We start from the raw sequence: 23,547 nt of genomic DNA on the forward strand, positions 1-23,547 counted from the left end.
CGCAGACGGAGCGCAGTTGGGGATCGAGGCTGATACCCGCGACCCGGAATGCTGCGCCAGGGCGAAAGTCGGCGACTGAGGGGACGAAAGACGTGCGCAGGGCGGACTCCGTGGACTTCGAACTGAACATCGCGCTGTATTCGGAGGCGGACGCGTGCTTTCGCAAGGGCCGGTATCGTGAAGCCTTGCGTCTGTTCAAGCGCGCAGCGCGGGCGGATCCGCTCGACAGCGACTGCTGGTTTGCGATTGGTAGCTGCCTTGATGCGCTGAATCGCCCGACTCGGGCCGAGACTGCCTACCTGAAGGCGCTGTCGATGGCGCCTGAGGAAGACCATCCCGCCCTGTACTTCAACATTGGCAACGCGCTGCTTGACCAGCAGCGTTTCGAAGCAGCGGAGAGCTGGTACGCGAGGGTTCCTGCCGAGCACGAAGTCTTCGTGCGCGCCGACCGCAATCGGCGGCTGGCGGAATCCATGGCGAAGCGCTCTACGTAGGTTGGCGCCGAGCGCAGCGAGGCCCAACGTCGCAGCCCCAATGCCTGTCACAAGATTCGAGTGCGCGACGTTGGGCCTCGCCTTCGGCTCGGCGCCAACCTACCGTGTGGAATGCGTGCGCTTGCGTTGAAGGCCTGATGTCGCTGGGGGTGGCGTCGACACTGGATTCGACACCTGCTTTGGCTTTGGCTTGCGCTATTGCGGGCAGGAGCCCGCGCTGTTCGACGGGGCCCCTGGGGGGGGCGGCGGGAGGCGGTCGATGCGCCCGAAGGGTTGGCCGCAGGGATGCGGCCAAAGGTTTTCGACAGGCCACGGACGGCCTGTCCGAAAACCCCGACCGGCTCGCGCGAACCCTCTGCGCAGGGATGCGCAGAGGGCGCGGACGAGGGGTGGCCTTCTCTTTGGTTACTTTATCTTTGCCACTCAAGAGAAAGTGACTCGGGCAGCCCGCACGCGGGAATGGCCATGGATGGCCATGCTTTGGGAGCGCGGAAGGGCTGACCGAAAGCTCTTCGCTTTGCGCAACAGCGCGACCAGACAGGACCGAGGCCGAGGCGAAGCTCATGGTGGGTCGAGACCCACCCTGTGGCTCGAAACACCGGGGCCGAAGCGAAGCGCAGGGTGGGTCGAAACCCACCCTATGCGGCGCCTTTCCACTCCGGCGTCAGCAGTGTGTCACTCGAATCCGCGACGGGCGCATTCGCCAGCAGCGCTTCCAGCGCCGACACATCGAGCGTGGGATGGGTGTCGCGAGCCAGCGCCAGCAACTCGCCAGCGAGCCGTCGCAGGCACTCGAGATTCGAACGCATCCGCGCCTTGAAGGCCGCATCGTCGAGCGGATCACGCAGCGCACGGTTCAACTCGGCGAACCAGCCCAGCCGCGCCTGATCCAGGAAGGCCGAGGAGTCCACCGCCGCGTGCGGTCGCGCATTCGCCGCGCACCAGCGCTGGAAGAGATCCTGCAGGGCGAAGTTGAGCGCCTTGGCTTCGGCCAGTTCGGGCTTGAGTCGCGACAGCGTCGTGAGGTCATCGATGCGGCGGCCGAAGAACAACGCGGCGAGCACGCCCCAGTAGTAGCTGTAGTCCCACAGCACCTTGAGCGGCATCAGCTGGGCGTCGCCGAACAGGCCGTACTGGCCGCGGTACATGGCCAGGGTGCTTTCGTAGAAGCTGAAGTAGAGCTGCTCGTAGACGCCGGCATAGGGCTGCCAGGCTTCGTCCGCGCGGTCCTTCTCGATCAGCCGGCTGATGTAGGTGTTGCTGATCGCGATGAAGTCGCTGCCGGGTGAATAGAACGGATCGAGGAAGACGCCCGCCTCGCCGGTGAGCGCCCAGCGGTTCGCGCTGAACACCTGCTTGCAGCCGTAGGAGAAGTTGCGGAAGAAGGCGAAGTCCTGAAGCTCGCCGCGCATCGGCTCGATGGCCTGATGCACGCGCGGCTGGTGCACGGACAGCCAGTCCATCGCCTTCTCGAAGCTGTTCATCGTCTCCAGCGGGTGCATCTCGGCATCGCAGACGATGCCCACCGAATGCGAGCCCGAGGACAGCGGGATCAGCCAGACCCAGTAGCCGGGGCCGACGAGATGATTGGTGCTGCGCCAGCGCTCGGGCGGCGTGCAGCGGCTCAGCCAGTCGGCGTTGGCCGACCAGTCGTGCGGATCGATCATGCCCTTCACCCGGAACCACACCGCATTGGCCTTGTGGCCGTTGTCCTCGGCCAAGCCCAATTTCCGCTTGATGAGCCCTGCGCGGCCGCTGGCATCCACCACCCAGCGTGCCTGCGCCGTGCTGCGTTCGCCGGCGCGCTCCCACTCGACGCGGTGCGCGCTGTCGTCTTCGCTGAGATCAATCTGCTTGACCGATGCGCCGTCGATGAACTCGACCCCCAGCGCCTGCGCGCGCTCGGCGAGGAAGTTCTCGAAGCGGCCGCGGTCGATCTGCCAGGCGCCGGTCGGAAGCGATTTGCTGGCGCCGAGTTCAGCGCAGCGGTCCGGTGCTGAGTGGCCTTCGGAAAAGAAGAAGCGGAAACCGAACTTGACGATGTGTTCCTGATCCAGATGCTCGCGCAGGCCGAGCACGTCGCCGAAGTAGTTGGCGGCGATCTCGACCGTGCTCTCGCCGATCTTGAAGGCGGCCTCCGGCACCGGATGCGCGCGCCGCTCGATCACGCGGATGCGGGTGTCGGCGTCGCGCTGCTTCAGCTGCAGGGCGAGCGTGAGGCCGGCGAGGCCGCCGCCCAGGATCAGGACATCGTCAGCTGTCTGCGCGGTGATGGCGTTCATGCGGTGCGGCTCTCGAACACGGGTGTGGCGGGCGTCGGCAGGGTGGCTGGGCCGGGATCAAAAATGCGTGGCGGCGAGCGTCGCGCCTCAAGGTAGCGCCGGACCACGCGCCCATAGGTCCAGACTCGGCCGACCACATGCGAGGTGATGCGGTAGAGGTCGGTGAGCGGGCGGAAGTGGCTGCGCCGGAACTGTCCGGCCAGGCCGTCACCGGCGTAGCGCGATTCGATCGGCACCGACACGCAGCCCATGCCCAGCCGGCGCGCGGCCTGGATCAGGATGTCGGCTTCGAACACGAAGCCCTCGCCGGCGACGTCGGCAATCGCGCAGACCGCGCGCGGGTAGTAGCGCTGGCCGCTCTGGGTGTCGGCGATGCGGTAGCCGGTGGCCCAGGCGATGCCCCAGTCGCCGAACTCGTTGGCGAGCCGGCGGTGGATCGGCTGCTGGGCGCGCTTCTTCAGGCGCGCGCCGATGATGATGTCGTTCGGGAACTGCGCGGCCGCCGCGACCAGACGCGGCACGTCCGAGGCCAGGTGCTGGCCGTCGCCGTCCATGCTGACCACGCCATCGACATCGAGCGTGAGTGCAGCGCGGAAGCCGCTGCGCAGACCCTCGCCCTTGCCGCGGCGAGTCTCGTGCTGGATCAGGGTGATCGGCAGGTCGGCGAGCGCGGCGACGGTGCCGTCGGTGGAGCCGTCGTCGATCACGATCACATGCGACGTGCAGGCCAGCGCGCCTGTCACCACTTCGCGGATGCGCAGGGCTTCGTTCAGGGCGGGAATGATCACTGCGGTGCGTGCGAGCTCAGCCATGTCGCAGCTCCAGCACAAGGCGGCTGTCGCGGCCGGCGGGCAGTTCGCAGGTCGACTCGCCGCAGGCGAGTGCTTGAGCCAGACGCGCGGCCGGGGCCATCGCATTGCGCGCGGTGGCTTCGATCAGCGGGCCGGTGGCCTCGGCGCAGTCGCCCGTTGCCATGCGGGGGGCGAGTGTAAGTCCCGTGCCATCGGCGCGGTCCAGCACCAGGGCGAAACCGAACAGGCCCGCGCTCGTCGAGGTGTGCTGCAGCGGGCCGCCGGCGGGGCTGTCGTAGGCCACCAGCAGCACCGGGCCGCCGTCGATGGTGATCTGCAGCGCGGCCTCGATCAGGCCCTGTGCGAAGCTGGCATCGAAGGCCGAGATCGCGGTGGCCGGCGCATGGCAGCCGACGCCGATGGTCCAGTAGCCGGCAGCGGCGTTGTGCACCGAGTTGTGGAACTTGGTCGGCGAGACTTCGGTCGGCGCGCTGGCCAGCGTCGCGCACATGTAGTCGGTGATCGCCAGATCGCCGTGGGTGGAGGTGAACACCGAAGGCAGGGCGGCCGGATCGGCGCCGGCGTGCTCGCAGGCGGCCTCGGCCACGCGCAGGGCCAGCAGCACCGAGTCCGGCGCGCGGCGGCGCTCGTTGGCCGGCAGCATCGTGGGCGCGGGCTTCTTCGGCGCGCCTTCAATCAGGCCTGCTTCGGCGCGCGCGAACGCGGCCATCGCGTTCCAGTCGGGCAGGCCATCAGCAAACGCACCGATGCCCAGCACTTTCAGCGCAGTGAGGACGCTCATGCGCGTGCCTCCGCACCAAACACCAGCGAGCAGTTGTTGCCGCCGAAGCCGAAGGAATTGTTCATCGCGTAGCGCACTTCGCCGCGCGTGTTCTCGCGCAGGATCTGCGGGCCGCAGGCGGGGTCCGGATCGTCGCAGTTGAGCGTGCCGGGCATCAGGCCCGATTCGATCGCCTCGATCGCGATCAGGCTTTCGACGATGCCGGCCGCGCCCAGCGTGTGGCCGGTGTAGGCCTTGGTCGAGCTGGCGCGCAGACGCTCGCCGAACAGGCGCGCGACCGCGCCGGCCTCGATCTCGTCGTTCTTCGGCGTGGCGGTGCCGTGCAGGTTGAGGTAGTCGATGTCGGAAGGCGCGAGCCCCGCGCGTGCGATCGCCGCCTGCATGCACATCCGCGCGCCGAGGCCTTCGGGATGCGGGCTGCTCATGTGGTGGGCGTCCGAGGACTCGCCGTAGCCGAGCAGGCGCGGGCCTGTGCCTTCGCGCTCGACAATCGCATAGCCGCCGGCTTCGCCCAGCGACAGCCCGTTGCGGGCCACATCAAACGGCCGGCACTGCGCGGTGGAGACGAGGCCCAGCGCGTTGAAGCCGAACAGCACGCTGCCGCAGAGGGTGTCGACGCCGCCGACGAGTGCCGCATCGACCACGCCGGCCTGGATCAGCCGCGCCGCTTGCGCGAACACCTTGGCGCTGGACGAACACGCGGTCGCCACGGTCACGCAGGGCCCGCGCAGGCCGGTCGCCGCAGCGAGGAAGCTGCCCAGCGAATGCGGCGTGTGGATGATTGGGCGGTGCAGATCGGCCGGGAAGCGATCGCCGTCCAGGCGCGTGTAGGCCTCTTCGGAGGCGCCGATGCTCGAGGTGCTGGTGCCGATGATGAGCGCGACGCGTGCGGCGCCGTAGCGCTCACGCAGGGCGGCGACCCGCGCCGCCACGCCGTCCTGCTGCAGGGCGAACCAGGCCAGCCGGTTGTTGCGGCAGTCCCAGCCCATGAGTTCGGCGGGCAGCTGCACATCCTCCAGCCCGTCGACGCGGCCGATCCAGGTGTCCAGCGGATGCGCGGAGAAATCATTGCGACGCAGCCCGCTGCGGCGGGCCGCCAGCGCCTCGCGCATCGAGTCCATTCCCGCGCCGCAGGCGGTGGTCAAGGTGCGGGCGGTAATCGCCAGCGGCGGCATGGCTACAGCAGACATCAGCTCAGGGTGTCCTCATAGAATAGCTGCGGATTATAGAGAGCGGGGATTCGGGATTCGGGATTCGGGATTCGTCAGGGCAGGCTGCGGCATGGCGACCGTCGCGGAGCATTTGAAGGCTGCGCGACAGTAGGGGCTGGCCGACGGTCTTCACGTTCGCTCAGGAAGAGTGCCTTGGCCCAGCGATCCCGGAGCTTGCCCCGCACAGCGGAAACAGCCTGCCGAAGACCCTCGGCGCCAAGGCCACGGCGTGCCGTGCTGGAACGTCGCCGTGCGCTCGCGCGACGCGCTGTGAACAAGGACAATGCGCGGCTGAGTGCTCGCCGTGCCAAGACGCTCGCGCGCTTTCACGAATCCCCTCCCGGCCCTCGCGCATGGCGCTCGGGCGTTCGGCGACACGCGCGGCATGCCGCGCAAACGCGTCGCCTGGCTCCGCCCCCGGCCCTCGCGCATAGCGCTCGGGCGTTCGGTGACACGCTCGGCATGCCGCGCAAACGTGTCGCCTGGCTCCGCCCCCGGCCCTCGCGCATAGCGCGCGGGCGTTCGGCGACACGCGCGGCATGCCGCGCAAACGCGTCGCCTGGCTCCGCCCCCGGCCCTCGCGCATAGCGCGCGGGCGTTCGGCGACACGCGCGGCATGCCGCGCAAACGCGTCGCCTCACCCCTAATCCCGGCTCTCCAGTGTCCTCCCGCCAAGCCCACCGCCTGCGTCTCCTGCGCGATACCGATGCCCTGCAGGGCCTGGTGGTCGCGCTGCTGTTGTTGGTCGCGACCGGCGGCCTGCTCTACGTCTACTACGCGATCCGGGTCTGGAATCTCGCACGCCGTGCGCCGGCCTGGCCGGATCTCGATCCGCAGCGGCCGGCGCGTCTGCTGCTGTTCGGGAAACGCTGCGAGGACGGCGAGCCCGACAGCGACTTCCAGCAGCGCATCCAGCGTGCGCTGAGCCTGGCCGGCCGCCATCCACAGCTCGAACTGCTGCTGTTGGGCGGCGGACCCCATCCGACCGAGGCCGAAGTTGCCGCGCGTGAGCTGCGTGCGGCCGGGCTGAATGAGTCAGCACGCATCACCCTCGAAGACCAGTCGCGCGACACCCTGGAGAACCTGCGGCACGCGCGCTCGCTGCTGCAGCAGGGCGAAGGCGAAGTGCTGCTGCTGTCCAGCCGCTACCACCTTGCCCGCTGCAGCCTGTTCGCGCACTGGCTGGGCATCGAACACCGCCTGTGTGCGGCGGAAGAGCGCTGGGCGCCGAGCTGGAGTGAACGCGGTCGCCTGCTGCTGGAGGCGGCCTACATGGTCTGGGTCGAATCCGGCCGCGCCTGGGCGCGCCTGCTGCGCAGCAAGCGGATGCTGGCGAAGGTGAGTTGATCATCGCGAGGCCTGCGCAACGAATCTTGCTTCCCTCCCCCCTCGTGGGGGAGGGGGCGGGCTTCCAGCGATTGAGCGACATCGATCCGCGCCTGCGCCTCATATGGCGCTCTCGTTGGGCCGCGCTGCGCTTGGCCCAAACTACGGAGTGCGCTGGGAATCGACCCTCGCTGGGACCCCAGGCTCGCGCCACGTCGGTCCTGCTGCGCGTGGCAGATTCATCCTTGCCTGCTGACACGCAGCGACGCGCAGGTTGGTGCCGAGCGCAGCGAGGCCAAACGTCGCGCGCGCGAGGGTCAACGCAGACCTTGAATGCGCGCCGGCAGACTTGCCGAGCCTACGCTTCGAATCCCGAATCCCGAATCCCGAATCCCGAACCCCGAATCCCGAATCCCGAATCCCCGCCCCTCACCACTTGGTCGGCTTGGGATTGCGCTCGTCGAAGCCGCGCTGGTGCCAGTACGGATAAATCGGCGTGCGCTGGCTGGCGGCATCGAGCCTGGCGACCTGTTCGGGCGTGAGCGCCCAACCGACCGCGCCGAGGTTCTGGCGCAGCTGCGTTTCGTTGCGCGCGCCGATCACCAGGTTCACCACGCCGGGCCGCTGCAGCAGCCAGTTGAGCGCGACCTGGGCGACGGTCTTGCCGGTTTCCTCGGCGACCGCATCCAACGCATCGACCACGCGGTACAGGAACTCATCCTCGACCGGCGGCCCGCCGACATCGCCACCGGCGGCGATGCGGCCTTCGCTGGGCGTGACACCCCGGCGGATCTTGCCGGTCAGCCGGCCCCAGCCCAGCGGGCTCCAGACCATGGTGCCGAGGCCCTGGTCGATCGACAGCGGCATCAGCTCCCACTCGTAGTCGCGACCGATCAGCGAGTAGTAGCCCTGGTAGCAGACGTAGCGATTGAGGCCGTAGCGTTCGGACGTCGCCAGCGCCTTCATCACCTGCCAGCCGGAGAAATTGCTGCAGCCGATGTAGCGGATCTTGCCGGCGCGGGTCAGGTCGTCGAGTGCGCGCAACGTCTCTTCCACCGGCGTCAGCGCATCGAAGCCGTGCATGAAGTAGAGATCGATATGGTCGGTCTGCAGGCGCTTCAGGCTGGCCTCGCAGGCGCGAATCAGGTGATGCCGCGAGCTGCCCTTGTCGTTCGGCGAGGTGCCGGTGGTGAAGGTGGCCTTGGTGGCGATCAGGGCCTGATGGCGGCGGCCCTTCAGCGCCTCCCCCAGAATTTCCTCCGAGGCGCCGGCCGAATAGATATCGGCGGTGTCGAAGAAGTTGAGCCCGTGCTCGAAGCAGAGGTCGAGCATGCGCCGGGCATCGTCGACATCGGTGGCGCCCCAGCGGCCGAAGAACTCGCCAACGCCACCGAAGGTACCGGTGCCGAGACTCAGAACAGGCACTTTCAGGCCGGAATGGCCGAGACGACGGAATTCCATGCGGCGAGACTCCTAGAGTGAAGAGCAGGCAAGGCTGCCACGCCACCCGTTAGGCGGGCGGCAACGCTGGCGCATTCAGGGCACAGGACGGATCCCTCACTCCGCACGCAGCCCGCGCAGCCCGCCCTGAGGCGAGCCACCGGTGCGCGGCCCTGAGACTCGCTGGGTGCGGTTCAGTCGCAGCAAGGCGACCAGGGCCAGCGCAGCCAGCAGCACTTCCACGCCGAGCGCGAACCACAGGAAGGGGGTGCCCACGCTGCCGACGAGCATGCCGATCGTGCGGCCGATGGCGATTCCGCCGTAGGCGCCCAAGGCCAGCATCAGGCCGTAGGGTCGGTGACGGGCAGCGAGGTCCGAGGCCAGGATCAGCGCGCCCACGCCGAGCTCGAAGCCACCATAGAACGCGCGCAGCTCTGCGGCCGCAAGGTCGCCACTCAAGACGATGCCGGTGCTCGCGAGCGTGCCCAGCGGATCGAGCATGAAGGCTGCACCGAAAGCGATGAAGCCGAGGCCCGACAGCCAGAGCACGATGCGCGCGAATCCCATGGAGCATCCCCCGCTGAATGAGGCCGCAGGATGGGGCAGTACGGATCAATCCGGGGTGAGGGGAACCCGTCGCTGCGAGCTGCGCCTTGGGGGAGCGCACCCATGCGCTCGCATCGATTCTCGGTGCCTCGCGGCGGGCAGCTGCCGGTTGCTGCGGAGCTCCCCTCTGCCCGGATGTGAGAGGAGCTGGGCGAGCGGGGTGAGTACCGCGCGCTCCTTCGCTTCCCACCCTTGTGACAGGGGCGGTCCCAGCCCCTCGCGCCCAACGCCCAGGCCTTGGGTGAGTGATGCGCGCACCAGCAGCGTGTTGAAAAACTCCCTTCCGGGGAGTTTTTCATGTCGGCGGTCCGGCGCAGGTCCGTACCGCCTCACGACACATCCATCGCTTGCGCGCTTGCTTCGTCGTCCCGGCCATCCCTGGCCGGCCTAGCAGGCTGTTTTCCAACAGCCTGCTAGGCCGCACGAGCGCGCCGCCTCACGCTGCGCTGGCGAATCCCGAATCCCGGCCTTCAAGCCCTGCGTACAATCCGCCCCATGCATATCACCCCCGAACACCTGGCGCGTCTGCGCGGCATGGGCTGGCGCGAGGACGCGCCGGCGGCGTCCGCCTACGCCGAAGCGACCGAGGGCCGACTGGCCCGGGTCATCGAGCAGCACCGTTCGGGCTACGTGGTCGACGACGGCGAGCGCGAGTTCCCTGCGCAGGCCCCGGCGCCATGGACGCGCAAGGGCTTCGCCCCCGAACAGCGCGCGGCGGTTGGTGACTGGGTGCGGCTGAAGCAGGACGAGGACCTCATCCTCGACTGGCTGCCGCGCTTCGGCGTGCTGAAGCGGGCGGCGGCCGGCGAGCACTACAAGCAGCAGCTGATCGCCGCCAATATCGATCGCGTGCTGGTGGTCTGCGGGCTCGACGGCGATTTCAACCCGCGCCGGCTGGAGCGCTACCTCGTACTGGTGCGCGGCTCGGGCGCGGAAGCGGTGTTCGTGCTGACCAAGGCGGATCAGCTCGACGACGAGGACGTCGAGATGGCGATGGACGTGCTGCAGCCGCTGGAAGAAGCCGGTGCGCGCCTGATCGCCCTCAACGCCCGCTCGCTCGACTCGGTGCGTGTGCTGCATCCGCTGCTGGGGCCGGGCATCACCGCCGTGCTGGTGGGTTCCAGCGGCGCCGGCAAGTCCACGCTCACCAACGCCCTGCTGGGCATTGAGCGGCAGAAGACCAATGCCGTGCGCGCCAACGACAGTCGCGGCCGCCACACCACCACCCACCGCGCCCTGCTGCGTCTGCCTTCCGGCGGCTGTCTGATCGACACCCCCGGCATGCGCGAGCTGAAGCTGACCGGCGAGGAGACGCTGGACCGCAGCGGCTTCGACCGTATCGAAGCGCTGGCCGCCGAGTGCCGATTCCGCGACTGCCAGCACGAGCGCGAACCCGGCTGCGCGGTGCAGGCCGCGCTGGAGGCCGAGGAGATCGATCCGGGCGCGCTCACCAACTACCGCAAGCTGCAGGGCGAGCTGGAACAGGCGCGGCAGGTGCTGAAGCAGCGCGAGCGCCAGGGGCCGCGCGGCCCGCGGCGGCGCTGAGTGCACATCGCCTCAGCCTGATCTGGGGTGGGCTGGCGTGCGCGGGAGCCGTGGCCCAAGCCGGGCAGGGGTTTCTTGGTGATCGCTCATCCTCATGCCGCTCCGGTACGACAGTTGCTGTCACCACTCTGGCCGACTCGATATGCCGAGCGGCGAGCCAGCGGTTAGCCGCGCGGGCTTGGAGGGAAGGTCTGATCGACGCCACCCTGGCCCTGGTCAGGCGGCGCGAATCCGGCGCCGGCCGGGATTCGCGCGTGCTGGATCCAGCGTTCTGGATCCAGCGTGCTGGATCAGGCGCATGCCTGCTCGATCCGCGCGCGCGCCGTTCCCGGTGTGCGGGAAGCTGCGACGAATCAGGGCGTTGCTAGTCGAATCCCGCCTTGCCGACCCCCACTGCACCGCGAGTGCGACAAGCCGCTGGCATACTCCGCCCCCTTTGCTGCCACGCGACACTTCCCGTGATCACCGCCGCCGAATTCGATTCGCTCGCCGCCCAGGGCTACAACCGCATCCCGCTGGTGCGCGAGCTGCTGTCCGACCTCGACACGCCCCTGTCGGTCTACCTGAAGCTGGCCGACGGGCCCTACGCCTACCTGTTCGAGTCGGTGCAGGGCGGCGAGAACTGGGCGCGCTACTCGATCATCGGCCTGCCCGCGCGGCGCGTGTTCAGCCTGCGCGGCAGCACGCTCAGCGTCGAGGACTGCGGCGCAGTGGTGGAGACCCGCGAGCTGGCCGATCCGCTGGCCGAGATCGAAGCCCTGCGCGCCTCGTTCAAGGTGCCAAGGCTGGCGGGGCTGCCCGCCTTCACCGGCGGCCTGGTCGGCTACTTCGGCTTCGAGACCATCGCCTGGATCGAGCCGCGCTTCGCGGCCTCGGACCGGCCCGACATGCTGGGCACGCCGGACGCGCTGCTGATGTTGAGCGAAGAGGTCGCGGTGTTCGACAACCTCCACGGCAAGCTTTACCTGGTCGTGCACGTCGACACCGCCGAGCCGCAGGCCTATGCGCGCGGCCTGCGCCGGCTGGATGCGCTCACCCATCGTCTGCGCATGGGGGCGCCGAGCTATCCCGAGGTGCTGGATCCCTCGGCCGTGTCCGAGGCCGATTTCGTCAGCGGCTTCACCAAGGAAGGCTTCCTAGCGGCAGTGGATCGCTGCAAGGATTACATCCGCGCCGGCGACATCTTCCAAGTGGTGCTCTCGCAGCGCATGTCGATCCCGTTCCGCGCGCGTCCGGTCGATGTCTATCGCGCGCTGCGCGCGCTGAACCCCTCGCCCTACATGTATTTCCTCGATCTGGGCGCCACCCAGATCGTCGGCTCCTCGCCGGAGATCCTGGTGCGCCTGGAGCAGGGCCGCATCACCCTGCGCCCGATCGCCGGCACCCGCCCGCGCGGCGCCACGCCCGACGAGGATGCGGCGCTCGAGGCGGACCTGCTGGCCGACCCCAAGGAGCGCGCCGAGCATCTGATGCTGATCGACCTGGGTCGCAATGATGTCGGCCGCGTCTCCAGAACGGGCAGCGTCAGCGTGCCCGACCAGTTCATCATCGAGCGCTATTCGCACGTAATGCACATCGTCAGCCAGGTCGAGGGCGATTTGGCCGAGGGCCTGGATTTCGGCGACGTGCTGCGCGCCACTTTTCCGGCCGGCACGGTCAGCGGCGCACCCAAGATCCGCGCACTCGAAGTCATCCAGGAGCTGGAGCCGGTCAAGCGCAACATCTACTCCGGCGCGGTCGGCTACCTCGGTTGGCACGGCGATGCCGATACCGCGATCGCGATCCGCACCGCGGTGATCCAGGACGGTCGCCTGCACGTGCAAGCCGGCGCCGGCATCGTGTTCGACTCCGATCCTGAGAAGGAGTGGGAAGAAACCCTCAACAAGGGGAGGGCGCTGTTCCGCGCCGTGGCGCGGGCGGCGGGAGGGCTGTAGCGGAGCCTGCGGCAGCTACAGCGCATGGGTCGCTGAAGCCAGAATTCCGTTGCTCTCCAATGGCCGCGCCTGCGCCAGCCTTGCTGACGAGAATTCGCCTCGGCGCTCACCGAAGCGCGCTCTTGCGAATCCCCAATCCCCAATTCCGAATCCCGAATCCCAGCGCGCCGCAGGCGCGCCTACACCATCACCTGGCCGTGCACCCGGGCGATCCGCGGCCGCACGCGCCAGCGCTTCTCGCCTTCGCCGCGCTCGAACAGCCGGTAGCGGGGCAGTGCGCCACCGTGCAGGTGCAGGGTGATCGCCCAGTGCTGGCTGCTCAGGTTGCGGCAGCGGTGGGCAAGGCTTTCGCTGCGCTCGAACCACAGCGCGTCGCTCTCGCCCAGCCACGTGATTTTGCGCTGGCTCGGGGGTTCACCATCCGCGCCGATCGCGTACTCCTGCACCTCCAGCGAGCCCTGCAGCACCAGCTCCATGCCGTAGTCGCCGCTCATCGAATTGACCGGGGTCACGTGGCCAGGCGGCCAGATCAGCAGGGTCGCGCTGTAGGCCGGGCGCTTGGAATCGAGGATCAGCAAACGCGTGAACCCGCGCTTGGCGCGACCGCGCAGGCCGTTGATCTGCTGTTCGTAGCGGCCGTCGGAGCCGAGATGCACGACGGCGCCGAGTTCGCGCGCGAGCCAGGCGAGGTCCGGCTGCGGGCCGCGGATGCCGTCTTCCAGCACCGAACGCAGCAGGGAAACCAGTCGCGGTGTGCGAGCCATGGGGCGCTCCTTGCGCATGACGAGCCGCTAGGAGACCACCGCTCGCGTTAAGCCCCTGATAAGCAGGCGTCGGCTTGATGTTTGTTCACGCCGCAGCGGGCGCTGGGGGCTTGCCGAGGTTCGAAAAGCACAGCCCCCGCGCGTGGCGGGGGCTGTGGAGTGCCGCGGACTGCAGGCTGGACTCAGGCGGCCTGGTCCAGACCCTTGCCGCGGCGCCGCGCCAGTGCCGCCGACTCCAGATCGGCCGGGTCGAAGTCGTCGACGCCAATCACGTCCTCGATCAGCACGCGCACTTCGCGCAGCAGATTGGCCTCTTCCGCACTCAGCACACCCTTGAGACGCGCCTCGTTGAGCTGTTCGTCGGCGTCCAGCGACGTGATCTCGCCGGCCTTGATCGCCTTGACCAGCTTGCGCTCGACCGGCTCGGCGGCGATCACGCGCGGCAAGGCAGCGTTGACGCGGCCCGCCGGATTGTTCTCGCAGGGCGTGGTGAACACGCCTTCGCAGAGGCGGTCGCGCGTGTCGGAGGGCGTCATCAGCAGGGCAGCGGCGCGATGGCCGAGACGATCGGAAGGCGCCTGCGCGCGGCGGCCCCACGGGAACACCAGCAGCCACAGCGCCCAGCCGACCGGTCGGATCGGGAAGTTGCGCAAGGCCGCCGACAGGGCCAGCTCGATGCGGTGGTTGATGTCGAACATCGCCCAGGCCAGCAGCGGCTGGTCGCCGGCGGGGCGGTCGCGATCCTCGTAGCGCTTGAGAATGGCCGAGCCGATGTAGAGCAGGCTGAGCACGTCACCCAGGCGCGCCGACAGGCTTTCCTTGAACTTCAGCTTGCCGCCCAGGGTGAGCATCGAGGTGTCGGCCACCAGCGCCAAATTGGCCGAGTAGCGGTTCATGCGGCGATAGAAGCGGCGGGTGTAGGCGTCGCCTGGGACGATGCCGATGCGCGAGCCGGTCAGGCCGAGAATCAGGCTGCGTGCGGCATTGGAGATCGCAAAGCCGATGTGGCCGAACAGGGTGCGGTCGAAGTCCTTCAGACGCGTCGTCGGGTCGGGGTGCTGGGCGGCCTGCATCTCCTTCAACACCCAGGGATGGCAGCGGATCGCGCCCTGGCCGAAGATCATCATGCTGCGGGTCAGGATGTTGGCGCCCTCGACCGTGATCGAGATCGGCGAGCCCTGCCAGGCGCGGCCCAGGTAGTTGCGCGGGCCGAGGATGATGCCCTTGCCGCCATGCACGTCCATGGCGTCCTTGACCACTTCGCGATAGGTCTCGGTGGCGTGGTATTTGGCGATGGCCGAGGGCACCGAGGGCTTCTCGCCGCGATCGACCGCGGCCGCGGTCGATTCGGACAGCGCGCTGATCGCATAGGCATGGCCGGCGATGCGCGCGAGTGCTTCTTCGACGCCTTCGAAGCGGCCGATCGGCAGCCCGAACTGCTTGCGGATGCGCGCGTAAGCGCCGGTGACCAGCGCGCTCATCTTGACGCCAGCGGTGCCGGCCGAGGGCAGGGAGATCGCGCGGCCCACTGACAGGCACTCGACCAGCATGCGCCAGCCTTCGCCGATCATCTTCTCGCCACCGATCAGCGCCGACAGCGGCAGGAACACGTCGCGGCCCCGCACTGGCCCGTTCTGGAAGGGCACATTGAGCGGGAAGTGGCGGCGTCCGATTTCAAGGCCGGGTGTGCTGCGCGGAATCAGCGCCAAGGTGATACCGCGGTCCTTCTGATCGCCCAGCAGGCCATCCGGATCGTGCAGGCGGAAGGCCAGGCCGACCACGCTCGCGACCGGGGCCAGGGTGATGTAGCGCTTGTCGAAGGTGAGGCGCACGCCGACCACCTTGACGCCTTCCCATTCGCCCTCGCAGACGATGCCGTAGTCGGGCAGGGAGGTCGCGTCGGAGCCTGCCGACGGGCCGGTCAGCGCGAAACAGGGAATCTCGCGACCGTCAGCCAGGCGCGGCAGGTAGTGGTTCTTCTGCTCGTCGGTGCCGTAGTGCAGCAGCAGTTCGGCCGGGCCCAGCGAGTTCGGCACCGCGACCGTCGAACCCAGCGTGGCCGAGGCCGAGTTGAGCTTCTGCAGCACGCGCGAGTGGGCCAGCGCCGAGAAGCCCAAGCCGCCGTACTCGCGCGGGATGATCATCCCGAAAAACTTGTGCTTCTTCAGATACTCCCAGACCTGCGGCGGCAGGTCGGCGCGCTCGTGGCTGACCTCCCAGTCGTTGGTCATCCGGCACACCTCTTCGCAAGGGCCGTTGATGAAGGCCTGCTCCTCGGCCGTGAGTTCCGGCTTGGGCTGGGCCAGGAGCTGCTTCCACTTGGGCAGGCCCGAGAACAGCTCGCCTTCCCAGCCCACGGTGCCGGCCTCAAGCGCGGTTTTCTCGGTGTCCGAGAGCTGCGGCAGCATCCTGGTGTAGATCTTCAGCAGCGGTGCGGTGATCTTGTGGCGTCGGGTGGGGGTGTGCAGCAGGGGCGCGGCGACAGCGGCAAACAACAGGCCGGCGACGAACGTGGCGATGAGGCTTGCCTGCAGCAGCACGGCAAACACCAGCGCGGCAACGCTCACCGCGGCCCAGGTCTTGAGGTTGGTTCGGAAGTAGGCCGCGGCGAGGCCGGCGACCAACAGGGCGAGGAAGGGCAGCAGGATGCTCATGGCGGGGCTCCGTTGCGATCCGGTGCGGGAGGGAAGAGCGAACAGCGGTGTCTGCACACTATCCGGGCGCGTTCGAGTCCTGGCACCCATGCCAGAGCGTCGGCGCGCGCGGGGCGAAACCGTACCCGCGAGTATGTTGGGCCGGGGCGCAGGAATCAATACGCTGACGTATGGGTTGTGTGAAATGCTGCAGCGCTTTGATTCCCGTGCGGAAAATGGGGCATGTCCAGGGACAGCGTGGATTTGCAAGGTTCGGGCCGCCCGCTACACTCCCCTAGATGAACGCCCCCACCAAGAAAGCCGACAAGGCGCCGCGGCTGTCCGCCAATGACTGGGCCCAGGGTGCCCTGGACCTGATCGCCGAGCAGGGCGTGGCCGCCGTGGCGGTGGAACCGCTGGCGCGTCGACTGGGCGTCACCAAGGGCAGCTTTTACTGGCATTTCCCCTCGCGCGAAGCCTTGCTGCGGGCCGCGCTCGAGCGCTGGGAGCAGCGCGAGCTGGAAGAGGTCTTCGCTCAGCTCGAAGGCATCGAGGATCCGCGCAGCCGACTGGAGCAGCTGTTTCGTCTGGTCGGCACCCAGACCGCTTCGCACTCCATCTACTCCGAACTTTTGAAAGCGATGGACCACGCGGTCGTGCAGCCGGTCATGCAGCGGGTGTCCGCCCGACGCATGGATTGGCTCACCCTGGCCTACCGCCAGGTCGGCCTGCCGCGGATCGAGGCCCAGCATCGCGCGCGCTTGACCTATGCGGCTTACGTCGGCTTCCTGCAGCTTTCCCTTCAGCTTGGCCAGCCGCGTATGCGGCACGAAGAGTTCGACGAGTATCTGGCCCACGTCATGTCGACCCTGATCCCGGGTTGAGTCGCCGATTCGGGGCACGGCGCAAGGCATGGGTGAAGATTTCAGCGCTGGAACGCGCCACGGCGTGCGCGCCCGCGGAGCGAGCACGTGAACACCTGTTCCCGCGGAAGCGAGTCCGGAGAGGCGCTGGACTGGCGAGCGCGGATCACATCAGGAGGGGTTTGGACACGGTTGCCGCAGCGGTGCGTTTGCTCAGCCGCTGAATGAATCGGCGCAGCTTGGCCGCGATCCCCGCAGAAATGTTCCGACTGCACCAAGCGCAGCTTGGGTTTTCTTCTGAACAGCGACGCCTTGTGCTGGCAGCGATGTCACCGGTTTCCCTGTCGCTCCTGAAGGCCCAGTGGACTGGCATTGGACTTGTTTGCCCGAACTGGTCTGGCTAAGGTCTGCTGCCCGAAACGGCCGCTGCCCGGCGGTCACCGCGACGGTGACCCGGCGGCCGGCAATGGAGCCCTTGCATGTCCAGCACGCTCGCAGCGCTCAACCAATGGGTTGAGCAAGTTGCCCGACTTACGCGTCCCGATGCCATCCACTGGTGCGACGGCAGTGAAGCCGAACGCGAGCGCCTGACCGCACTCATGCTTGAATCCGGTGATTTGCACGCGCTCAACCCGGACACCCACCCGAACTGCTACCTGCACCGGTCGAGCCCCTCGGACGTCGCTCGCGTCGAACACCTGACCTTTGTCTGCACGCGCGAGCGCGACGAAGCCGGCGCCAACAACCACTGGATGGCACCGGACGAGGCCCGCGCCAGGATGCAGGCTCTGTTCGAGGGCTGCATGCAGGGCCGCACCCTGTATGTCGTGCCCTACTGCATGGGCCCGATCGACTCTCCGCTTGCACGCTGCGGCGTTGAGATCACCGACAGCGCCTATGTGGTCGTCAACATGGGTCTGATGACCCGGATGGGCGCCGACGCGCAGCGCCGGATCGAGCGTGAGGGCCGCTATGTCAAGGGCCTGCACTCGACCGGTGAACTCGATCCCGAGCGCCGCTTCATCATGCATTTCCCGGAGGATCTGGAGATCCAGTCCTACGGTTCCGGCTATGGCGGCAACGCCCTGCTGGGCAAGAAGTGCCATGCCCTGCGTATCGCCAGCCATCAGGCTCGCAGCGAAGGCTGGATGGCCGAGCACATGCTGGTCCTTGGCGTACAGACGCCCAAGGGCGACACCCATTACGTGGCCGCTGCCTTTCCCAGCGCCTGCGGCAAGACCAACCTGGCCATGCTGATCCCGCCGGAGGGCTATCGCCGCGAAGGCTGGAAGATCTTCACCATCGGCGATGACATCGCCTGGATGCAGCCGGGCGCCGACGGTCGCCTGTATGCGATCAACCCCGAAGCCGGCTTCTTTGGCGTCGCGCCGGGGACCAGCGAGGCCACCAACCCGAACGCGCTGGCCATGCTGGGTCGCGATGCGATCTTCACCAACACCGGTGCCACCGCTGACAACCAGCCCTGGTGGGAAGGCTTGCCCGGCGCGCCGGCCAAGGATTGGCAGGGTCGCGATTTCGACCCCGCGAACGGCCCCGCGGCCCACCCGAACTCGCGCTTCACCGTCAGCGCCAAGCAGTGCCCGAGCTACAGCTCCGAGGCGGAGAATCCGGCAGGCGTGCCGATCTCGGCGATCATCTTCGGCGGCCGCCGCGCCAGCCTGGTGCCGCTCGTCATGGAGGCTGAGGACTGGACCCACGGGGTGCTGATGGGGGCTTCGATGGCGTCGGAAACCACGGCAGCCGCCACTGGCGCGGTCGGCATCGTGCGCCGCGATCCGATGGCGATGAAGCCCTTCTGCGGCTACAACTTCGCCGACTACTTCAGTCACTGGCTGAGCTTCGACCGCGCGGGCGCTCAGTTGCCCAAGGTTTTCCACGTCAACTGGTTCCGCAAGGGCGCGGACGGCAAGTTCCTGTGGCCGGGCTTTGGCGAGAACATGCGCGTGCTCGAATGGATCATCGCGCGCTGCGAATCGAGAGGCGAAGCAGTCGAAACCCCGGTGGGCCGTCTGCCCTCAATGACCAGCCTGCGGACGGAAGGCTTGGACCTTGCGGCGCAAGATCTGGATGCGCTCTTGAGCATCGAGGCGGACGCCTGGCAGCGTGAGCTTGAAGAAGTCGAGCGTTTCATGCTCGAACTCGGGCAGCGCGCGCCTTTGGCTCTGGTGGACGAACTTCGCCGTCGTCGCGCCTTGCTGGCGGGTCGCAGGGCCGCCTGAGGGGGTAGCGCTCCGCCCGTGCGCGAAGCATCGGCGGAGCGTCATTCGGAGTTGCTGGAACGTTCCCGCCGTGCGTTCTTGGCGCCAGCAGCTCGTGCGCTACAGATCCTGCTGATAGCGCACGTAGGGCACGCGGCCACCGGTTTCTTCGGCCGGGGGGAGTTCGCGCAGCGGCCAGCGGCTGGTGTCACCGCGAGTCCAGTACTGGGTGGTGCCAACGGTCAACTCTCCGCGCCAGGGCGTGCGCCACGTGATGCCCAGGTCGAGGCTGTTGAGGACGCCGGGCAAGCCGCGCAGCTCGAGCGAGCGCGCCGTCAGGCTGCTGCTCAGGGCGCCTGTGCCCGCGGACACGCTGAGCGCATCGCTTTCGAACACCGGCACCGGGATGCCCCAAAGGTCCACAGTTCGCCCCTGACTGCGCAGGTTCTGGCCATCGACACGCAGCCAGGCCGTCTGGCCCACGTCGAAACTCGCGCCGAGACTCAGCAGCTGGGCATCACTGGAGACGGGCAGCGCGAGATGCAGAGGCGTGACCTCGGACAGGCCGGGCAGGCTTGACCAGCGGCTGGGCGCAGACGCGAGGCGCTGGGGCTGCTGCACGCTCAGCCATGCAAGCCCGTAGTTGACGTCAATGCCTGCGCGCTCAATGAACCAGGCGCCCGACAGACCGACGCCGCTGCCATACCCCGGCAGTGTCGCCGCGTCCACTTCGAGACGAGCCAGCATGCACTGCTCACTCAGACCGATTGCGCCTGCGCCGCCGCGTTCGCAGAGGATGGCGAGACCCGGTTGGCTGGGCGACAGGCCTAGACCCGAGAGCCCACTCTGCTCGGTCTGGCTCCTTACGGGACGCTGACCGTTGCGACTACCCAGCGCATTGGCAACGCCCAACAAGCGATCGAGAAGTGAGGCTTGATCCTTGGACGGCTCGACGCCCCGCAACAGCGCATCGTCGGTGAACTCCGCGGGCGCCGCACACGCGGACGATGACCCGAGGGCCAGTGCGAGCGCAAGAAGTGGGCGGAGTCGATTCACGGCGTCAAGTTGAGGCGGCGAGGCGCTCAGAATATACGTGGAGGGGAACTCAAGAACGCGGGTGGTAGTGATTTCGGAGGGTGCACTGAGGTTCCGAGGCTGCGCCAGTTTAACGCGACGCTAACTCGGCGAGAACTGTACCCAGACTTCGGGTTGTCGGCTGGCAGCCCTGGTGGCAGATCCAAACCAGAATGACCCGGGCGGCGCCTGCCCGGCCCGCCGGCTCCGTCCGGGCGTCGAGCGCGCTGCTTTGCAACACTTGGGTAGTTCTCACCGCGCCCCGGCTCGCAGCGTTCAGGGCGGCTCGGCAAGGCCTGTCTGGTGTGGCTGGGACCTTCGGCAGGCGCGGGTCGCACGGGCGGGCAGCAGCACTTCAAGCGCTGGCGTGGTCAGCAAAAGCCAGCATAATCGCCGGCGAGCAGAGCTGCTCCGAAGCGCGATTCCGCGAAAGCAAAGCGGCGGAATCGCGAAACCACGCACGCACCTCAAGGCACAGCACACAGGCCTATGGCTTCCTGGAACGGCGCAGAAGAGATCGATCCGGAGGCGGGCATGCTTCCCGGCGCGAGCTCCATGGTGCCTCCGCAGAGCGTGGGCCTTGGCGCAGTGCTTCTGCGGGCCCTTGAGACCGTGTTGCGAGGGCGCTCTGGGCTCCGTCTGGATCTGTGCTGCGAGGGCGATTCCGACCTCCGCGCCGAGGCGCGTTTGCCCGGGTTTGCCCGGCCTGATGGCCCGGTGCCTGACCCCGGAGGCAGCCTGCGCTGGACGCTGGCCGGGATGCACGCTGTCCCGATGCAGCTTGAGCTGAGCTGGTGTGAGGGGATGGCGCCGGAGCCCGCGGAACTGGAGGCTCTTGAGCGGGTACTGCGTGCCGGACTCCCCGCCGCACTCGAAGTCGACCGCCTTCAGACCGCGCTCGCCCGCCTCGCGGAGGCGGAGCGTTTGCAGCGCGCGCTGTTCTCGATCGCGGACCTGGCCAGCGGTGAGGGCGATACCGGCGAGCTCATCGCTGGCGTTCACGGGATTCTGGCCAGCCTGATGTACGCCGAGAACTTCTATATCGCGCTGGTCGAACCGGAGCGCGACACGCTCACCTTCCCGTACTTTCGCGACAGCGTCGATCGAGAGGGGCCGCCGATCGGTGCGCCGATTCCGCGCATCGAGTATCGCGGCTCCCTCACCGATCAGGTGTTTCGGCAGGGGCGTCCGCTGATGGGGGCGCCTGCGGAGCTGCTCCGCGAGGTGGGCCTGCCCGAGCGCCCCACCGGCTTTGGGCCGCTGTCTCTGGATTGGCTCGGCGTGCCGTTGATGCGCGGGGGCGACGTGTTCGGCGTGGTTGTGGTGCAGAGCTACGACCCCGAGCACCGCTACAGCGGTCGGGAGCGCGCATTGCTCACTTATGTTGCCCAGCACATTGCCACGGCGCTTGAGCGCAAGCTGGTCCATGACGAGCTGGAAAAGCGGGTGGCGCAGCGCACGGACGAATTGCGACATGCCAACGAGGCTCTGCGCGCCGAAATCGAAGAGCGTCAGCGTGCCGATCGACTGCAGGCCGCGCTCTTTCGCATCGCCGAGCTGGGTTCCTCGGGTGGCAGCTTGGAGGACTTCTTCGGCGCCGTGCATCGCGTGATCAGCGAACTGCTGTTCGCCGAGAACTTCTATATCGCCCTGCACGACTCCGAGCGCGGCGAGATCCACTTTCCTTACTCGGTGGATCAGCACGATCGCAAGCGGCCGACGCGGCGCATGGCGCGCGGGATGACCGAATACGTCCTGCGCACCGGACGGCCAATTCTGATCGACCGGCCCGGGATGGACGCGCTGGCGATTGGCGGCGAGGTCGAGTCACTGGGCGCGCAGGCGCAGATCTGGCTCGGTGTGCCCCTCATATGCGCCAGCGCTACGGTGGGCGTGCTGGCGGTGCAAAGCTATGACGATGCCCGCGGCTACCAGCCGCGCGATCAGGAGCTGCTGACGTTTGTCGCCTACCACGTCGCCAACGCCCTGGATCGCAAGCGCGCCACCGACTCCCTGCGACAGGCCTACGCCGAGCTCGAGCGTCGCGTCGAGCAGCGAACCGAGGCGCTGTTCGAAGCCAACCGCGATCTGCGCCAGCAGATCACCGAGCGCGAGCGCATCGAGTGGCAGCTGAAGCACGCGGCTCTCCATGATGCGCTGACCGGGCTGCCCAACCGCAGCTATCTCATGTCGCGTCTCGAAGAGGCCCTGCAGCGCTACGCGGCCAACCGCAGCGACTGCTTCGCCGTGCTGTTCCTCGATCTGGACCGCTTCAAGGTGGTCAACGACTCGGTGGGGCATCTGGTCGGCGACGAGTTGCTCAAGGAAGCCGGTGCACGCATTGCTGCCAGTGTCGGACGTCGCGGCACCATCGCCCGCTTGGGCGGCGATGAGTTCGCCATCCTGATCGAAGGCGTCGAGGCTGAGGCGCAGGCCAGCGAAGCCGCCGGGCGCATCATCGAATCCATGGAAATGCCCATCCGAGCGGGCGGCAAGGAGCTTTACAGCTCGGTCAGCATCGGCATCGCCCTGGCCCAGCCGCACTACCGGACCGCCGCCGAACTGCTGCGCGATGCCGACGTCGCGCTGTATCGCGCCAAAGCCAACGGTCGGCGTCGCTTCGAGCTGTTCGACGAAGCGCTGCGCCGCGAGGCCCTGCTGCAGCTGGAGCTGGAGGGCAATCTGCGGCGCGCGCTGGTACGCAGCGAGTTCGAGCCGGTGTTCCAACCGATACTCGACCTGGAAAGCGGCACCATTGCCGGCTATGAGGCGCTGCTGCGCTGGCGTCATCCGCAGCGTGGTCTGCTCGCGCCGTCCGATTTCCTGGGTCAGGCTGAAGAATCGGGCCTGCTGGAGGCCATCGACTGGCAGATCTACGAACTGGTCTTCGCCCAGGCCTGGCAGCTGGTCGCTGATGGCGGTTACGTCAGCATCAACGTTGGCGCGCGCCACCTGCGTTCGGCGCAGTTTGTGCCAGAGCTGGCTCGGCTGCTGGCGCGCTATGAGCTGCCGCCGCAGCGCCTGCGCATCGAGGTTACCGAGCGCAGCCTGTTCGAGCAGCCCGAGCTGGCGCGCGAGCTGTTCCGAGAACTGCGCACCCTGGGTGTATCGCTTGCGCTGGACGACTTTGGCACCGGCTACTCCTCGCTGAGCTACCTGCACCAGTTCCCGCTGCAGGTCCTGAAGATCGATCGCAGCTTCGTCGAGGCCGCAGACGAGGCCGAACCCGGAAATGCGCTTGCGGTGCTACGCGCCATTTGCGCGCTTGGCTCCTCGCTGGGCATGGAAGTGGTGGCCGAGGGCATCGAGTCCGAGGCGCAGTTGGCGCGGGTCCGTGAGCTTGGCTGCCGCTATGGTCAGGGCTTCCTGCTGGGCCTGCCGCAGCCTGTCTGTCTGCTGGCGCCCGCTTCGTCCGCACGCGGGGACGGTCCGCCCGTACGGGTGCCTGCGGAACCGGGCGTACACGTCGGCTCCTGATCGGCATGGATACTCGGCGCAGACGCGCTCTTCATTAGGCCATCTCGGGCCGCTGCAGGGCCTGCGTTCACTTCCGTCGCGGCCTG

Annotated in this window: 16 protein-coding genes; 7 read left to right on the top strand and 9 right to left on the bottom strand. The window is 67.9% G+C overall.

The genetic code is table 11. From position 1 onward, the window contains the following. The first annotated feature begins 110 nt into the window (after positions 1-110). On the top strand, positions 111-494 hold the full coding sequence (locus tag H4O13_19070; GenBank protein ID MBE5317500.1) for a tetratricopeptide repeat protein: 384 nt from the start codon (positions 111-113) through the stop codon (positions 492-494). A 638-nt stretch (positions 495-1,132) separates the two neighbouring features. Here the strand turns inward: H4O13_19070 and H4O13_19075 are convergent. From H4O13_19075 to H4O13_19090, 4 genes are read right to left on the bottom strand one after another with little or no spacing between them, the layout of a single operon-like run. Continuing rightward, positions 1,133-2,776, bottom strand: coding sequence for a tryptophan 7-halogenase (locus tag H4O13_19075; GenBank protein ID MBE5317501.1), 1,644 nt, complete (start codon positions 2,774-2,776; stop codon positions 1,133-1,135). After that, positions 2,773-3,588 (bottom strand): glycosyltransferase family 2 protein, encoded by an 816-nt coding sequence (locus tag H4O13_19080; GenBank protein ID MBE5317502.1) that lies wholly within the window; start codon positions 3,586-3,588, stop codon positions 2,773-2,775. Before H4O13_19080 ends, H4O13_19075 begins: the two co-directional genes overlap by 4 nt. Beyond that, positions 3,581-4,369, bottom strand: a complete 789-nt coding sequence (locus H4O13_19085; protein MBE5317503.1) for a beta-ketoacyl synthase chain length factor — start codon at positions 4,367-4,369, stop codon at positions 3,581-3,583. The genes H4O13_19080 and H4O13_19085 overlap by 8 nt, the downstream gene beginning before the upstream one ends. After that, positions 4,366-5,544 (bottom strand): beta-ketoacyl-[acyl-carrier-protein] synthase family protein, encoded by a 1,179-nt coding sequence (locus tag H4O13_19090; protein ID MBE5317504.1) that lies wholly within the window; start codon positions 5,542-5,544, stop codon positions 4,366-4,368. The genes H4O13_19085 and H4O13_19090 overlap by 4 nt, the downstream gene beginning before the upstream one ends. 696 nt (positions 5,545-6,240) lie before the next feature. Between H4O13_19090 and H4O13_19095 the strand changes: the two genes are divergently transcribed. Then, a complete protein-coding gene (locus H4O13_19095) occupies positions 6,241-6,927 on the top strand; it encodes a YdcF family protein (GenBank protein ID MBE5317505.1) in 687 nt (228 codons plus the stop codon). 408 nt (positions 6,928-7,335) lie between these two features. Here the strand turns inward: H4O13_19095 and H4O13_19100 are convergent, their stop codons facing one another. Continuing rightward, positions 7,336-8,367 (bottom strand): aldo/keto reductase, encoded by a 1,032-nt coding sequence (locus tag H4O13_19100; protein ID MBE5317506.1) that lies wholly within the window; start codon positions 8,365-8,367, stop codon positions 7,336-7,338. A 96-nt stretch (positions 8,368-8,463) separates the two neighbouring features. Beyond that, entirely contained in the window at positions 8,464-8,913 is a 450-nt protein-coding gene (locus H4O13_19105; protein MBE5317507.1) for a DUF4345 domain-containing protein, read from the bottom strand. A gap of 534 nt (positions 8,914-9,447) precedes the next feature. Between H4O13_19105 and rsgA the strand changes: the two genes are divergently transcribed. Then, complete coding sequence (rsgA, locus tag H4O13_19110) at positions 9,448-10,497, top strand: ribosome small subunit-dependent GTPase A (protein MBE5317508.1); 1,050 nt, start codon at positions 9,448-9,450, stop codon at positions 10,495-10,497. A 458-nt stretch (positions 10,498-10,955) separates the two neighbouring features. After that, positions 10,956-12,431: an anthranilate synthase component I gene (locus tag H4O13_19115; GenBank protein ID MBE5317509.1), complete on the top strand. Its 1,476-nt coding sequence runs from the start codon at positions 10,956-10,958 to the stop codon at positions 12,429-12,431. Positions 12,432-12,610: 179 nt separating this feature from the next. Here the strand turns inward: H4O13_19115 and H4O13_19120 are convergent, their stop codons facing one another. Together H4O13_19120 and H4O13_19125 are read right to left on the bottom strand one after the other, a co-directional pair. Continuing rightward, the gene (locus H4O13_19120) at positions 12,611-13,195 is read right to left on the bottom strand and encodes a hypothetical protein (protein MBE5317510.1); all 585 of its coding nucleotides are present in this window, start codon (positions 13,193-13,195) and stop codon (positions 12,611-12,613) included. A gap of 182 nt (positions 13,196-13,377) precedes the next feature. Further along, positions 13,378-15,849, bottom strand: coding sequence for an acyl-CoA dehydrogenase (locus H4O13_19125; protein ID MBE5317511.1), 2,472 nt, complete (start codon positions 15,847-15,849; stop codon positions 13,378-13,380). A gap of 278 nt (positions 15,850-16,127) precedes the next feature. On the opposite strand from H4O13_19125, the gene H4O13_19130 reads away from it, so the two are divergent. Both H4O13_19130 and H4O13_19135 read left to right on the top strand, forming a co-directional pair. Beyond that, a complete protein-coding gene (locus H4O13_19130) occupies positions 16,128-16,712 on the top strand; it encodes a TetR/AcrR family transcriptional regulator (GenBank protein ID MBE5317512.1) in 585 nt (194 codons plus the stop codon). A 458-nt stretch (positions 16,713-17,170) separates the two neighbouring features. After that, positions 17,171-18,931, top strand: coding sequence for a phosphoenolpyruvate carboxykinase (GTP) (locus H4O13_19135; protein ID MBE5317513.1), 1,761 nt, complete (start codon positions 17,171-17,173; stop codon positions 18,929-18,931). A 99-nt stretch (positions 18,932-19,030) separates the two neighbouring features. Here the strand turns inward: H4O13_19135 and H4O13_19140 are convergent, their stop codons facing one another. Beyond that, entirely contained in the window at positions 19,031-19,657 is a 627-nt protein-coding gene (locus tag H4O13_19140) for a hypothetical protein (protein MBE5317514.1), read from the bottom strand. A 1,044-nt stretch (positions 19,658-20,701) separates the two neighbouring features. Here H4O13_19140 and H4O13_19145 point away from each other — a divergent pair. Further along, positions 20,702-23,461 (top strand): EAL domain-containing protein, encoded by a 2,760-nt coding sequence (locus H4O13_19145; protein ID MBE5317515.1) that lies wholly within the window; start codon positions 20,702-20,704, stop codon positions 23,459-23,461. The last annotated feature ends 86 nt before the right edge of the window (positions 23,462-23,547 follow it).

Source organism: Lysobacterales bacterium (assembly GCA_014946745.1).
GTDB lineage: Bacteria > Pseudomonadota > Gammaproteobacteria > Xanthomonadales > Xanthomonadaceae > Aquimonas.